Source organism: Pseudoxanthomonas sp. GW835-FHT14C01, assembly GCF_058793715.1.
The window spans coordinates 361,599-374,420 of sequence record NZ_JBXAGB010000003.1; the positions used below are offsets into that span (position 1 = coordinate 361,599).

The window sequence follows — 12,822 nt, forward strand, 5'->3', positions numbered from 1 at the left end:
GGGAATTCCGCATGAGCATGGAGCGCCGCACGATCCTCCGCCGCCTGGTCGCTTTGTCGCTGATGGCGTGTTCTTTCTCTGCCGCCGCACGCGACGACGTGCGCGTACGCGCGCGCGACCTCGGCGTCGCGCCGGGGATCTTCGCCCCCGGCACCCACAACGCGATCACCGATGTCGCTGGGGTGCGTGTCGGCCAGGTGACGCTGACGGAAGGCGACACCGTGCGCACCGGGGTCACCGCGATCCTGCCGCATCCCGGCAACGTCTACCGTTCGCGCGTGCCGGCGGCGGTGCATGTTGGCAACGGCTACGGCAAGTTCATCGGCAGCACCCAGGTCAATGAACTGGGCGAACTGGAAACCCCCATCCTGCTGACCTGCACGCTGTGCGTGTGGAAAGCCGCCGATGCGATGGCCGACTGGATGCTGGCGCAACCCGACATGCAGCAGGTGCGCTCGCTCAACGTCGTGGTCGGCGAAACCAACGATGGCGGCCTCAACGATATCCGCGCGCGTCCGGTCACGCCGGAGGCCGTGCGCCGCGCACTGGAGTCCGCGAAAGAGGGCGCCGTGCAGGAAGGCAGCGTCGGCGCCGGCACCGGCACGGTGGCGTTCGGCTGGAAGGGCGGCATCGGTACGTCGTCGCGCAAGCTGCCCGAATCGCTGGGCGGCTGGACCGTCGGGGTGCTGGTGCAGAGCAATTTCGGCGGGGTACTGCAGGTATCGGGCGCACCGGTCGGTCGTGAACTGGATCGCTACGCCTTCCAGAAAGCGGTCGCCCTGCAGGCCGATGACCGCCGCGGCCTCGCCGACGACCATGGCGATGGCTCGATCATCGTCATCATCGCCACCGATGCGCCGCTGGCCGACCGCAACCTGCGCCGCGTCGCCTCGCGCGCCATGATGGGTCTCGGTCGCACCGGCAGTTCCGCGTCCAACGGCAGCGGCGACTATATCCTGGCGTTCTCCACGGCGGACTCGGTACGCCGCGCGTTCGACGCACCGCGGCTGGACACATCGGAGCTGGCGAACGAGCAGATGAGCGCGGTGTTCCAGGCCAGCGTGGAAGCGGTCGAGGAAGCGATCTACAACTCGCTCTTCATGGCGACCACGGTGAGCGGCAACGGCGAGACCGTCGAGGCGATTCCGCTGGACCGCGTGCGCGCCATCCTGAAGCAGCACGGCATCGCACCGCCGAAGAAGTAATCCGCCCGGATCAGTGCGCGACGTTGCGGATGAAGCGCAGCGGCGTGTCGCCGTCGTTGCGGTAGGCGTAGTCGCGATCACTGGGAAACACGAAGTAGTCGCCGGCCGCGACGACGTGATCACCCCCCGGCAGCTCGACCACCAGGTTGCCTTCGATCACGAAGAACATCTCGTGCCAGCCGGCCGGATCGGCCGCCGAGGTGTAGCGGTCGCCGGGCATCAGCGTCCACGCCCACAGTTCGACATCGTGCGAGGCGGGTGCGGTGGCCAGCAGCACGCCCTGCGATCCCGGCGTGCGGCCGCTCCATGCCAGCGCGTCGATGCGGTCCAGGCCCGGTGCGCTCGGGGGTTTCACCAGGTCCGCGAACGTCACCTTCAGCGCTTCGGCGATGCGGTCCAGCGTGTTGAGGCTGACGTTGGCATCGCCGGACTCGATCCCGACCAGCATGCGGCGGGAGACGTCCGCCGCGACCGACAAGGCCTGCTGGCTGAGGCCTGCATCTGTCCGCAGGCGACGGATATTCTCGGCAACGTGTTCCAGCACACTCATGGGCAGGGGTTGCGCACTATATTGCGCATCCGGTAAGCTTCGGTCTGCGCAATATAGTGCGCAATCCGTTTCCCCTTCAAGCGCGGCGCGTCGGCGTCGCAGGTCGTGCCGTCATGTCGTCCCCGAATTCCCACGGTCCCCTCGCTTGGCAGCCGATCGCGCTGCTGCTGGTCGCCATGCTCTCCATCCAGGCCGGCGCCTCGATGGCGAAGAGCCTGTTCCCGGAGGTCGGTGCGACGGGCGCGACCGCGCTGCGGCTGGCCCTGGCGACGCTGATGCTGGTGATCGTGTTCCGGCCGTGGCGCGCGCGCGTGAACCGCGAGCAGTGGCCGCTGCTGATGTTCTACGGCGCCGCGCTGGGCCTGATGAACCTGCTTTTCTACAAGTCGCTGGAAACCGTGCCACTGGGCATCGCCGTCGCGCTCGAATTCACCGGGCCGCTGGCGGTGGCCCTGCTGGGGTCGCGCCATCTGCACGATGTGGTGTGGGTGGTGCTGGCGGTGGTCGGGCTGGTGCTGCTGGTGCCGGAGCAGGGCAGCCAGCCGCTTGACCTCGTTGGCGCGGCCTACGCACTCGGCGCGGGCGCGTGCTGGGCGATGTACATCGTGTTCGGCCAGAAGGCAGGCAATGCGCATGGGGCGCAGACCGTCGCCATCGGCAGTTGCGTCGCGGCGGCGGTCGCGGTGCCGTTCGGCGTCGCACATGCCGGCACCGCGCTGCTGGCGCCGGCGCTGTTGCCGGTCGCGTTGGCGGTGGCGCTGCTGTCCACCGCGATTCCCTACAGTCTGGAGATGGTCGCGCTGACGAAGATGCCGACCCGCACCTTCGGCATGCTGATGAGCCTGGAGCCGGCCATCGCCGCACTGTGCGGCCTGCTGTTCCTGCACGAGCGGCTGTCGCTGCTGCAGTGGCTGGCGATCGCCGCGATCATCGTCGCGTCCGCCGGTGCGGCGATGACATCGCGCCCGCTGGTGCAGACGGCCGCCAACGGCGAGGCCTAGGTCAGGCGAGCAAGGCCCGGTAGATCGCCAGGTCGTTGGCGGAGAAGCAGCAGAACGTAACGTCCGCCGGTACCACTGCTGCGGACAGCACCTCGCGAACCGTGTCGACGGCCACGCGCGCGGCGGCATCCGCGGGGTAGCCGAAGATGCCGGTGCTGATGCAGGGAAACGCAATGCTGCGCAGCCCGTGCTTTTCCGCCAGCGCCAGGCTGTTGCGATAGCAGGCAGCGAGCAACGCCGGCTCGCCTTGTTTCCCACCCTGCCAGACCGGGCCGACGGCATGGATCACATGGCGTGCCGGCAGGCGATAGCCCTGCGTGATCTTCGCTTCGCCGGTCCTACAGCCACCGAGGATCCGGCATTCGCGCACCAGCTCCGGACCCGCCGCGCGATGGATCGCGCCATCCACGCCACCGCCGCCGAGCAGCGAACTATTGGCCGCATTGACGATGGCGTCGATGTCGAGCGTGGTGATATCGGCCTGGATCGCCGTCAGTCGCATCGCAGGGTGCCGTTTGTGCGGTCAGCCCAGCGGCTTCGGCCACATGTTCGCGATCTTGCAGAACAGGCGCGCGGTCTGCTCGGCGTCGTAGACGGCCGAATGCGCGTCCTCGGCGTTCCACTCGAAACCGGCGGCCTGCACGGCGCGGGCGAGTACGGTCTGTCCGTAGGCGACGCCGGCCAGGGTCACCGTATCGAAGACGCTGAAGGGATGGAACGGATTGCGTTTGTGCGCCACGCGCGCGACCGCGGCGTTGAGGAAATTGAGGTCGAAGTGCGCGTTGTGGCCGACCAGGATGGCGCGCTGGCAGCCGTGCTTCTTCACCGCCGCGCGCACCGGCGCGAACACATGGTCCAGCGCGTCCTTCTCGTGCTTGGCGAAACGGAACGGATGGTCCAGGTCGATGCCGGTGACTTCCAGCGACTTCGGATCGATCTCGGTGCCGGGGGCGGGATGCAGGTGCACGCTCGATGTCGTGCCGCACACCAGCAGGCCGTTCTCGTCCAGGTCCAGCGGCACCGCCGCCAGTTCCAGCAGGGCGTGCCTGTTCCAGTCGAAGCCGCCGGTCTCCACGTCCACCACCACGGGCAGGTAGCCGCGGAAGCGCTGGGCCATGGGGGTGATGCGGGCGGATGCGGGGGCGTTTTCCATGCGGGAAAGGGTAGCAGAGGGCCGGGACGCTTCCTCGGCTGGAAACCCAACCGGCATCCCCTGTTTGTTGTAGGAGCGACGTGAGTCGCGACCGCCAACCGGCCGTGGCAGTGATAGCCGGGGCAGTCGCGATGCATCAGGTCCTGGGCTGCGGCGATGTCCTTGGTGCCGATGCGTCGCGGTCGCGACTCACGTCGCTCCTACCGGGATCACCGTCCGGGTAGGGTCCCCAGCACGGTGCCCTCATCGCGCATGCGGGCGAGCATCGTGGTGCCCTGCTCGATGAAGGCGGGTACGTCGTCCACGGCCGCCTCCGCGGCGAGCTGACGTAGCGCGTCCGCACCTGAGCGGCCACCTTCACCCAGCATTTCGACCAGCCGATAGACCAGCGCCGAGATAGCGGCGAACCGTACCTGATAGGCGGCGTCGCGACGCACCAGCAAGAGTGTCGGCTCGGTCGGAGGCATATCAGGTTGGAAGTCCGGGCCGATGCGATGCACGGGCCACTGGTAGGCCAGCGACCAGGCGAAGGGCGACAGCACGGGTTCGCCTGCCAGCAGGTCGCCGTCGGCGACATGCGCGGGCACGGCGTCGTCGGCGATCTGCAGGGCGAGCTCGACCCACTCGTAATAGGCCAGTTCGCGCAGCCACGGCGGGAGCGTGTCGTCGTCGCGTGCCTCCAGGTAGCGGATGAACTCGCGTGCGATCTCGGGAAACAACGGCGTGTGGCTGCGATGGGTGGCGTAGAACGCGCGCACGAGTCCGCGCCACGCCTCGTCGCCCAGCGTCCTGCGGATCACCGGGAAGTTGCCGGCCAGCAGTCCTTCGATGTTGTTGAAGAACAGGTCGCGGTAGACAGCAAGGCGACGGTCCTCGATGCCGGGCGGTGCGGGGTGGGCTTGCGGATCCCGCAAGTGGCGCGCCAGCGCGAACTGCTGGTCGTGCAGCGCGTCAGCCATGGGTCGCCAACGTGGTGTTCATGCGAGCCGCCTCCTGCAGAGTGCGGATGCGCTTCAGCTCGTCGGCCAGTTCGGCCAGCGGCGGAAAATTGAAATCGCGCTCCAGCAGGGTGGGGCGCACGCCATGTGTGTCATAGGCCAGCGCGAGCAGCGACCACACGTCGTCCTTCACCGGCGCGCCGTGCGTATCGATCTTCAGGTCGTCGGCTTCGTCGTAATGGCCGGCGATGTGGTAGGACGCGATCCGCGCCGACGGCATCCGCGCGAGGAAGTCGCGTGCGTCATAGCCATGGTTGACCGCATTGACGAACACGTTGTTGACGTCGAGCAGCAGGTCGCAGTCGGCTTCGTCGAGCACCGCCGTGACGAAGTCCGCCTCGGCCATCGCCTGGTACGGTGCGGCGTAGTAGGAGACGTTCTCCACCGCGATGCGCCGCCCCAGCGCATCCTGTGCCTGGCGGATGCGCGCGGCGACGTGGTGTACGGCTTCCTCGATGAACGGGATCGGCATCAGGTCGTACAGGTGGCCGTCGTCGCTGCAGTAACTCAGGTGTTCGCTGTACAGCGCGACATGGTGCTGGTCGAGGAAGCGCCGCGTGCGGGCGAGGAAGGTATCGTCCAGCGGCGCCGTGCCGCCCAGGGAGAGCGACAGTCCGTGGCAGGTCAACGGATGGCGCGAAGACAGGGCCTGCAGGGCTTCGCCGTAACGGCCGCCGACACCGATCCAGTTGTCAGGTGCGCATTCGAGGAAGTCGAAGCTGCCTGCCGGCGCATCCAGCAGTGCATCCAGCAGGGCGCGTCGCAGACCGAGGCCGGCGGTGTCGGGGGAAAGCGTGGTGCTCATGCGCACAGGATACGGATCCCGGCGCGATGCCGGGACCCGTCCGGACGGGCTTACTTGCTGCCGTCGGTCTTCTTGTCGCCGCCGCACTTGCCCTCGCCGCACTTGCCTTCACCGCACTTGCCCTCGGCGCCCTTGGTGCCGGCATGGGCCTTGTGCTCGGCCGCGTCGATGAAGCCGTCCTTGTTGGTGTCGATCTCGGCGAACTTGGCCGCCTTGTCCGGGTGCGCGGCGGCGAACTCGGCCTGCGACACCTTGCCGTCCTTGTCGGTGTCGGCCTTGGCCAGCCCGCACTTGCCTTCGCCGCATTTGCCTTCGGCGGTCTTGGCGGCGTCCTGCGCGGCCAGCAGGTAGCCCTGCGCAAGCGGCTCCATCGCGAAGGCGGACCCGGTCAGGGCGAGACCGCCGGCCAGGGCGATGGCGACAGCGGCGGGCTTGTTCGTCTTGGACATCGTCATGCTCTCCAATGAGGTGCGACGGGGTCGCACGGGAAGTGGCGACAGTGTAGACGCAGGACGTTAGCCGCCCGTATGCAGGGGGCGCCGAATGCATGGGCCCCGCGAAAAGCGGGGCCCATGGGGTGCTGCGGTGCGGAAGAAGAGCCGGGTCAGACCGCCGTGGTGCTGGTCTCGTCGCGCTTGTCGCGCGGCGGCAGCGGCTGTTCGCCATGCACCAGGAACCAGACGTTCTCGGCGATGTTGGTGGCGTGGTCGCCGATGCGCTCGAGGTTCTTCGCCATGAACAGCAGGTGCGTGCACGGCGTGATGTTGCGCGGGTCTTCCATCATGTAGGTCAGCAGCTCGCGGAACAGCGCGGTGTAATGCGCGTCCAGTTCGGCATCGCGCGCGCGGACCTGCACCGCCTGCTCGGCGTCGCTGGTCTGGTAAGCCGCGAGGGCATCGCGTACCTGGCGGGCCGCCAGCCTGCCGAGTGCGCGCAGGCCGGTGATCTGCGGCATCGGCGGCGCCAGGTTCAGCGCGATCGAGCGCTTGGCCACGTTGGCGGCATAGTCGCCGATGCGCTCGATGTCAGCCGGGATGCGCAGGCCGGCGAGGATCACGCGCAGGTCGCGCGCCATCGGGCCGCGCAGCGCCAGCTGCATCAGGTCGTGGCTGACCTGGTGCTCGATGGCGTCGATGGCCTCGTCGTTGGCGATGATGCGCTGGGCGGCCTTGTCGTCGCGGCGTTCCACCACGTCCAGCGCGGCCTCCAGCTGGGCAACGGCCGTCTCGCCCATGCGGACGATGTCGGCCACCACGCGGCGCTGTTCGTCGTCGTAGCTCTTCACGATGTGGTCGTTCGGTTGGGTGTTCATGGAGGCGTGTCCTTAGCCGAAGCGGCCGGTGATGTAGTCTTCGGTCTGCTGCTTGCCGGGGTTGGAGAAGATCGTCGACGTGGCGTCGTGCTCCACCAGCTCGCCCAGGTACATGAAGGCCGTGTAGTCCGACACGCGTGCCGCCTGCTGCATGTTGTGCGTGACGATGGCGATCGTGTACTGGTGTTTCAGTTCTTCGATCAGCTGCTCGATCTTGCTGGTCGAGATGGGGTCCAGCGCCGAGGTCGGCTCGTCCAGCAGGATCACGTCCGGACGCAGCGCCACCGCGCGCGCGATGCACAGGCGCTGCTGCTGGCCGCCGGACAGGCCCAGCGCGCTCTGCTTCAGCTTGTCCTTGGCCTCGTCCCACAGCGCCGCCTGGCGCAGCGCCTGTTCGACGCGCACGTCCATGTCGGCCTTGTTCAGGCGCTCATGGTGGCGGATACCGTAGGCGACGTTCTCGAAGATCGTCATCGGGAACGGCACCGGCTTCTGGAACACCATGCCGACCTTGCTGCGCAGGCGGTTCATCGGGTACTTGGCGTCGAGGATGTTCTCGCCGTCCAGCAGCACCTCGCCCTTGGCATGCAGTTTCGGGTACAGCGAATAGATGCGGTTGAAGACGCGCAGCAGCGTGGACTTGCCGCAGCCGGAGGGACCGATCAGCGCGGTGACGCGCTTCTCCGGAATCTCCAGATTGATGTTCTTCAGCGCGTGGAAATCGCCGTAGTAGAAGTCCAGGCCCTTGGCCGCCAGCTTCACGCTGGCGGGGGCGGACAGGTCGTCATGGCGCGGCGGCGTCACCACGGCAATGCGGGCGGCGTCATTCATGGGTCACCTTGTTTCGAAGAAGGATGGTTCGCGCGACCAGGCTGAGGATCAGCACCATGCCGGTGACGAGGAAGGCGCCGGCCCAGGCCAGCGAGTTCCACGAGTCGTACGGGCTCATCGCGTACTGGAAGATCACCATGGGCAGGTTGGCCATGGACTGGTTGAGGTCGGTACTCCAGAACTGGTTGTTGAAGGCGGTGAACAGCAGCGGCGCGGTTTCGCCGCTGATGCGCGCCAGCGCCAGCAGGATGCCGGTGACGATGCCCGGCAGCGCCGAACGCATCAGCACCTGGGTGGTGACCTTCCACTGCGGCACGCCCAGCGACAGGGCGGCTTCGCGCATCTGCTGCGGCACCAGCCGCAGCATCTCGTCGGTGGTGCGCACGATCACCGGCAGCGCGATGAACGCCAGCGCCACCGCGCCGGCCCACGCCGAGTAGTGCCCCATCTGCGCCACCATCACGGTGTAGATGAAGAGGCCCAGCACGATGGACGGCGCCGACAGCAGGATGTCGTTGACGAAGCGGACGGTCTCGCCCAGCCAGTGCTTGTTGGCGTACTCGGCCAGGTAGGTGCCGGCGGCGATGCCGATCGGCGTGCCCAGCACGATCGCCAGCAGGCTGATCACCACGCTGCCGAACAGCGCGTTCGCCAGGCCGCCCGGTTCGTTCGGCGGCGGGGTCATCTGGGTGAACAGGTCCAGGTTCAGGCTGCCCATGCCCTTGGTGATCGTGGTCCACAGGATCCACACCAGCCACATCAGGCCGAACAGGGCCGCGGCGATCGACAACGTCAGTGCGATGACGTTCTTCGCCTTGCGCCAGGAATAGAGCGACGCGGACATCAGTTGCCCTCCCGCTTGGCGAGCTGGCGCAGCATCAGGCGGGCGATCGCCAGCACGATGAAGGTCAGCACGAACAGGGTGAAGCCGAGCAGCAGCAGCGAGCCCTTGTGCAGCGGATCGGTGGCTTCGGCGAATTCGTTGGCGATGGTCGCGGCGATCGATGTGCCGGGTTCCAGCAGCGCCAGGCTGATCGCGTAGGCGTTGCCGATGACGAAGGTCACCGCCATCGTTTCGCCGAGCGCGCGGCCCAGGCCGAGGAACACGCCGCCGATCACCGCCGAGCGGGTGTACGGCAGCACGATGTCCCAGACCACTTCCCACTTGGTCGAGCCCAGCGCATAGGCCGATTCCTTCAGTCGGCCCGGCACGGTCAGGAAGACCTCGCGCATCACCGACGAGATGAAGGGGATCACCATGATCGCCAGCACCAGGCCGGCAGTCATCATGCCGATGCCCAGCGGCGGGCCCGACAGCAGCGCGCCGACCAGCGGCAGCTGGCCGAGGTGGTCGTTGATCCACGGGTAGACGTGTTCGCTCAGCTGCGGCGCCAGCACGAACAGGCCCCACATGCCGTAGATGATCGAAGGAATGCCGGCCAGCAGTTCGATGGCCATGCCGACCGGACCGCGCATCCAGGCCGGCGCGACTTCGGTCAGGAACACGGCGATGCCGAAGCTCACCGGCACCGCGATCAGCATGGCGATGCCGGCACTGACCAGCGTGCCGAAGATCGGCACCAGCGCGCCGAACTCGCGCGTGCCGACGTTCCAGTCGGTGCTGGTGAAGAAGCCCAGGCCGAACGTCTGCAGGGCCTCGCGACCGCCCCACAGCATGGACAGGGCGGCGGCGATCAGCGAAACGAGGACGAACAGGCCGGCGCCAGTGAGCGTCAGCCGGAACAGCGTGTCGGCGCGCGCGTCTTTCGCGGTGCGAACGTCCGTCAGGGAAGCGGGGAGGGCGGTGGCGTTCATGCGACCCGGGAAGTGGGAGAGGGGCGGTTGGCGCGTGAGGCGCTAGTGCACGGCGAAGCGGTTACCGCGTGATGACAGCGGGCCGCCCGACACGACGGCCCGCGGGTTCAAGCGATGATCAGAGCTTGATCTCGGTGCTCCAGTACTGCTCGATCTGGCCGACCAGTTCCGGTGGCAGCGGCACGTAGTCCAGCTCGTTCGCCTGCGCCTGGCCCTGCTCGTAGGCCCACTTGAAGAACTCCAGCGTGTGCTTGGCCTTCGCCGCGTCCTTGGGCTGCTTGTAGACCAGGATGAAGTTGGTGGCGGTGATCGGCCACGCCTGCCCGCCCGGCGCGTTGGTGATGACCAGATTGAAGTCCTTCGCGTTCGCCCAGTCGGCGCTGGCCGCGGCCGCCGCGAAGCTCTCCGGCGTCGGCTTCACGAACTGGCCGGCCGCGTTCTGCAGCGACGCGTACGACATGGCGTTCTGCTCGGCGTAGGCCAGTTCGACGTAGCCGATCGAGCCCTTCAGCTGGCGCACGTAGGCCGCGACGCCTTCGTTGCCCTTGCCGCCGACGCCGCCCGGCCAGTTGACCGAGGTGCCTTCGCCGACTTTCGCCTTCCAGTCCGCGCTGACCTTGGACAGGTAGTTGACGAAGTTGAAGGTCGTGCCCGAACCATCGGAGCGGTGCACGGTGTTGATCTTGCCGGTGGGCAGGGTGACGCCCGGGTTCAGCGCGACGATGGCCGGGTCGTTCCAGGCGGTGATCTTATGCAGGAAGATGTCGGCCAGCACGGTACCGCTCAGCTTCAGCTGGCCCGGCTGCAGGCCTTCCACGTTGATGACCGGCACCACGCCGCCGATGACCGACGGGAACTGGGCCAGGCCGGCCTGTGCCAGCTCTTCCGACGACAGCGGCTTGTCGGACGAACCGAAGTCGACGGTCGCCGCCTTGATCTGCGCGATGCCGCCACCGGAGCCGATGGACTGATAGTTGATCTTGGCGCCGGTCGCCTTGTTGTAGTCGGTGGACCAGCGGGCCATCAGCGGATAGATGAAGGACGCGCCTGCGCCGGTGAGTTCGGCCGAGATCTTCTGCGCGCCGGCAGTGGCCGGGGCGGCCGCGTCACCGCTCGTGGTGGCGGCCGGGGTGTCGGTCTTGCCGCCACAGGCCGCGACGAAGAAGGCGGTGGCCAGGGCCAGCGTGGCCAGGCGGGCGGTGCGGATGTGCATGGGCTCTCCAGACAGGTCGTGTGTGATCCACGCTATGAAATGATGTTTTTGTTACAGCGTGATGACATCGCCATCTCGCGCTGTCATGCGACGACTGCCGGGCCGGGCGCAAAAAAGTGCCTGTGTCAAGCCCTCAGTGAAAATCGCTGGGGGCTTGAAAGCTTATACAGGACACGGGTTTAGCTCTACTTCGGGCCGCTTTGCGTGGCTGCGACTTTGTGGGCTAGGAGCCACATAAGAGCGTCGCGGTAGAAAGCCGGAGCGTACTGCGTCGGGGGCGATTGCCAGCAGACGGCAGGCTTGCTCGGTCATCATAGCCCAATCGGTCGCAGCGCTCCAGAACGAAGAACGCGCAGCGTGGGCTGCGCGTTCGAGGGTGCGTCGGCAATGCGTCCGTGCATTGTCAGCTCGGCCTCGGCGGTGCGGGCCTGCTCGCGCCTCCCTTCCTGAATCCCCGGTCGCCGGCGATGAACGCCTCCAGCATGTGCGGGATCAGCGTCACGGCATCGACAGTCTCGCCATACGCCTGCGCGTGCAGCGCGGCGTAGCGGTCGAGGTCGGCTTTCAGGCTGGCCGGGCAAGCGAAGGTGAGCTTGATGCTCTCGGTCTTCGGCAGCGGCCCCAGCCGCAGCTTCTTGGTTGTGCTCATCGTGAAGTCCCCCGATTGAAGAACAGCGGTTGGTACGGCCGCAGCACCAGATCCCGATTGACGATGATGCGAACCGGCAGGCCCGGCCGCTCGGTCAAGGTGGGCTGGATGTTGAGGTTGCGCCGGGTCATCTCCTGGCCGACCTGATTGATGCTGTCCTGCGCGCTGTCGCGCCCGGCGATGATGATGCGATCGCCGTCCTGGCGGTTTTCCGGCGCAGCCAGCTCGGCGCCGACGCCCAGCAGCGTGGTCAGCACCGCACCGGCGAAGATGCGATCCCAATGCCAATCGACGCCATCCTCCAGGCCGGCGTAGCCGGCCGGGTCAGTGCCGGCCAGGTTGTCGAGCGTGAGCGATGACGTGTCGGGCAGGATGATCCGGTTCCAGACGACTTGAACGCGGCTCTGCCCGTAGCTGACCTGGCTGTTGTAGCGGCCGAGGATGCGCGAACCTTGCGGAATCAGCAGGAAACGCCCGGTGGCCGTGTCATAGACCGGCTCCGTCACTGTGGCGATCACGTCGCCGGGCAAGTCCGACTTGATGCCCGTGACCAGCGCCCCGGCGACCACCGTTCCGGCCATCACCTGATACGGCGATGCGGGCATTTGCAGGTTGCCGGAATTTCGGGTTTCCGTGGTTCCGGCTTGCTGGAACGCCTCTTTCTGGTCTTGCCTGTTCTGCACGGCCGTCGGGTCGGCGGGCTGGGCCGCCGTCGAAGCCGGCCCGGCCGCCATCGGGTCGAAGGCCGCATTGGCGGCGAAGCCCGGCGCGGCGGCCACCTGCGACTGCGCCACCGGCGCGGCTTGCTGGGTGCCGGTGCGGAAAAATACCGACGATGCAGCCGCTTCCTCGGCCTCCTTCAAGCGGGCCAGGCGTTCCGCCTCGGCCGGGTCGTGACCGGGTGTGGCATAGGCGGCCACGGCCGGCTGCTGCGAATTCACTATGGCCGGCCCAAGGTCGCCCGGCAGCGGCGGCCCCAGCTCGGGCACGTCGGGGGGCAAAGTCGGCGGCAGCTTGGAATAGTCGGCCGGAAGCTGGTCGAGTCCTTCGGAGCGTGAAACGCGATCCACGTTGTATAGCTCGGCCTGCTCGTTGGCTCCGCGTCGCTGCGGTTGCAGCGACCACATCAGCGCACCGAGCACGGCGACCGACAGGCCGCCGGCGAGGATGGCCAGCATGCGCCGGTTCAGCCGTGTGACCGGACGCGGCTGGGCGCGCAGCGCCACCGCTTCGGGTTCGACCTTGCCCGCCTGCGGCACGGCAACGTCGGGAGTGTCGTCCTGGCTCATG

15 protein-coding genes are annotated in these 12,822 nt (G+C 67.5%); 2 read left to right on the top strand and 13 right to left on the bottom strand.

Annotation, left to right across the window (positions count from 1 at the left end; translation table 11 throughout):
- The first annotated feature begins 11 nt into the window (after positions 1–11).
- A complete protein-coding gene (locus AC1Q5B_RS15000; protein ID WP_492632385.1) occupies positions 12–1,205 on the top strand; it encodes a DmpA family aminopeptidase in 1,194 nt (397 codons plus the stop codon).
- 10 nt (positions 1,206–1,215) lie between these two features.
- On the opposite strand, the gene AC1Q5B_RS15005 is transcribed toward AC1Q5B_RS15000, so the two are convergent.
- Entirely contained in the window at positions 1,216–1,755 is a 540-nt protein-coding gene (locus AC1Q5B_RS15005) for a helix-turn-helix domain-containing protein (protein WP_492632386.1), read from the bottom strand.
- A 113-nt stretch (positions 1,756–1,868) separates the two neighbouring features.
- On the opposite strand from AC1Q5B_RS15005, the gene rhtA reads away from it, so the two are divergent.
- Positions 1,869–2,756, top strand: coding sequence for a threonine/homoserine exporter RhtA (rhtA, locus tag AC1Q5B_RS15010; RefSeq protein WP_492632387.1), 888 nt, complete (start codon positions 1,869–1,871; stop codon positions 2,754–2,756).
- 1 nt (position 2,757) lies between these two features.
- Here the strand turns inward: rhtA and AC1Q5B_RS15015 are convergent, their stop codons facing one another.
- The 12 genes from AC1Q5B_RS15015 to AC1Q5B_RS15070 form a co-directional block, all read right to left on the bottom strand.
- Positions 2,758–3,258: an O-acetyl-ADP-ribose deacetylase gene (locus AC1Q5B_RS15015; RefSeq protein WP_492632388.1), complete on the bottom strand. Its 501-nt coding sequence runs from the start codon at positions 3,256–3,258 to the stop codon at positions 2,758–2,760.
- Positions 3,259–3,279: 21 nt separating this feature from the next.
- Entirely contained in the window at positions 3,280–3,909 is a 630-nt protein-coding gene (rnt, locus tag AC1Q5B_RS15020) for a ribonuclease T (protein WP_492632389.1), read from the bottom strand.
- Between the two features lie 209 nt (positions 3,910–4,118).
- On the bottom strand, positions 4,119–4,868 hold the full coding sequence (locus tag AC1Q5B_RS15025; RefSeq protein WP_492632390.1) for an HvfC family RiPP maturation protein: 750 nt from the start codon (positions 4,866–4,868) through the stop codon (positions 4,119–4,121).
- Positions 4,861–5,712, bottom strand: a complete 852-nt coding sequence (locus AC1Q5B_RS15030; protein WP_492632391.1) for an HvfB family MNIO-type RiPP peptide maturase — start codon at positions 5,710–5,712, stop codon at positions 4,861–4,863. Before AC1Q5B_RS15030 ends, AC1Q5B_RS15025 begins: the two co-directional genes overlap by 8 nt.
- Before the next feature lie 50 nt (positions 5,713–5,762).
- Positions 5,763–6,161, bottom strand: coding sequence for an HvfA family oxazolone/thioamide-modified RiPP metallophore (locus AC1Q5B_RS15035; protein ID WP_492632392.1), 399 nt, complete (start codon positions 6,159–6,161; stop codon positions 5,763–5,765).
- A 155-nt stretch (positions 6,162–6,316) separates the two neighbouring features.
- Positions 6,317–7,024 carry a phosphate signaling complex protein PhoU gene (gene phoU / locus AC1Q5B_RS15040; protein ID WP_492632393.1) on the bottom strand — a complete coding sequence of 236 codons (708 nt, stop codon included), beginning with the start codon at positions 7,022–7,024 and terminating at the stop codon, positions 6,317–6,319.
- Positions 7,025–7,036: 12 nt separating this feature from the next.
- Positions 7,037–7,855 (bottom strand): phosphate ABC transporter ATP-binding protein PstB, encoded by an 819-nt coding sequence (gene pstB, locus AC1Q5B_RS15045; protein WP_492632394.1) that lies wholly within the window; start codon positions 7,853–7,855, stop codon positions 7,037–7,039.
- On the bottom strand, positions 7,848–8,699 hold the full coding sequence (gene pstA / locus AC1Q5B_RS15050; RefSeq protein ID WP_492632395.1) for a phosphate ABC transporter permease PstA: 852 nt from the start codon (positions 8,697–8,699) through the stop codon (positions 7,848–7,850). The genes pstB and pstA overlap by 8 nt, the downstream gene beginning before the upstream one ends.
- Positions 8,699–9,670, bottom strand: coding sequence for a phosphate ABC transporter permease subunit PstC (gene pstC / locus AC1Q5B_RS15055; protein WP_492632396.1), 972 nt, complete (start codon positions 9,668–9,670; stop codon positions 8,699–8,701). Before pstC ends, pstA begins: the two co-directional genes overlap by 1 nt.
- 118 nt (positions 9,671–9,788) lie before the next feature.
- On the bottom strand, positions 9,789–10,883 hold the full coding sequence (pstS, locus tag AC1Q5B_RS15060; protein WP_492632397.1) for a phosphate ABC transporter substrate-binding protein PstS: 1,095 nt from the start codon (positions 10,881–10,883) through the stop codon (positions 9,789–9,791).
- 403 nt (positions 10,884–11,286) lie between these two features.
- Positions 11,287–11,532: a DUF2274 domain-containing protein gene (locus AC1Q5B_RS15065; RefSeq protein ID WP_105029023.1), complete on the bottom strand. Its 246-nt coding sequence runs from the start codon at positions 11,530–11,532 to the stop codon at positions 11,287–11,289.
- On the bottom strand, positions 11,529–12,821 hold the full coding sequence (locus tag AC1Q5B_RS15070) for a TraB/TrbI/VirB10 family type IV secretion system protein (RefSeq protein WP_313215880.1): 1,293 nt from the start codon (positions 12,819–12,821) through the stop codon (positions 11,529–11,531). Before AC1Q5B_RS15070 ends, AC1Q5B_RS15065 begins: the two co-directional genes overlap by 4 nt.
- Position 12,822: the final 1 nt, after the last annotated feature.

Bases quoted from the DNA above. Each gene is read 5' to 3' on its own strand.
- AC1Q5B_RS15000 (WP_492632385.1), top strand. From the start codon at position 12: ATGAGCATGGAGCGCCGCACGATCCTCCGCCGCCTGGTCGCTTTGTCG.
- pstS (WP_492632397.1), bottom strand. From the start codon at position 10,883: ATGCACATCCGCACCGCCCGCCTGGCCACGCTGGCCCTGGCCACCGCC.
- pstA (WP_492632395.1), bottom strand. From the start codon at position 8,699: ATGTCCGCGTCGCTCTATTCCTGGCGCAAGGCGAAGAACGTCATCGCA.
- AC1Q5B_RS15005 (WP_492632386.1), bottom strand. From the start codon at position 1,755: ATGAGTGTGCTGGAACACGTTGCCGAGAATATCCGTCGCCTGCGGACA.
- AC1Q5B_RS15025 (WP_492632390.1), bottom strand. From the start codon at position 4,868: ATGGCTGACGCGCTGCACGACCAGCAGTTCGCGCTGGCGCGCCACTTG.
- AC1Q5B_RS15030 (WP_492632391.1), bottom strand. From the start codon at position 5,712: ATGAGCACCACGCTTTCCCCCGACACCGCCGGCCTCGGTCTGCGACGC.
- phoU (WP_492632393.1), bottom strand. From the start codon at position 7,024: ATGAACACCCAACCGAACGACCACATCGTGAAGAGCTACGACGACGAA.
- AC1Q5B_RS15015 (WP_492632388.1), bottom strand. From the start codon at position 3,258: ATGCGACTGACGGCGATCCAGGCCGATATCACCACGCTCGACATCGAC.
- AC1Q5B_RS15035 (WP_492632392.1), bottom strand. From the start codon at position 6,161: ATGTCCAAGACGAACAAGCCCGCCGCTGTCGCCATCGCCCTGGCCGGC.
- pstB (WP_492632394.1), bottom strand. From the start codon at position 7,855: ATGAATGACGCCGCCCGCATTGCCGTGGTGACGCCGCCGCGCCATGAC.
- AC1Q5B_RS15065 (WP_105029023.1), bottom strand. From the start codon at position 11,532: ATGAGCACAACCAAGAAGCTGCGGCTGGGGCCGCTGCCGAAGACCGAG.
- rhtA (WP_492632387.1), top strand. From the start codon at position 1,869: ATGTCGTCCCCGAATTCCCACGGTCCCCTCGCTTGGCAGCCGATCGCG.
- rnt (WP_492632389.1), bottom strand. From the start codon at position 3,909: ATGGAAAACGCCCCCGCATCCGCCCGCATCACCCCCATGGCCCAGCGC.
- AC1Q5B_RS15070 (WP_313215880.1), bottom strand. From the start codon at position 12,821: ATGAGCCAGGACGACACTCCCGACGTTGCCGTGCCGCAGGCGGGCAAG.
- pstC (WP_492632396.1), bottom strand. From the start codon at position 9,670: ATGAACGCCACCGCCCTCCCCGCTTCCCTGACGGACGTTCGCACCGCG.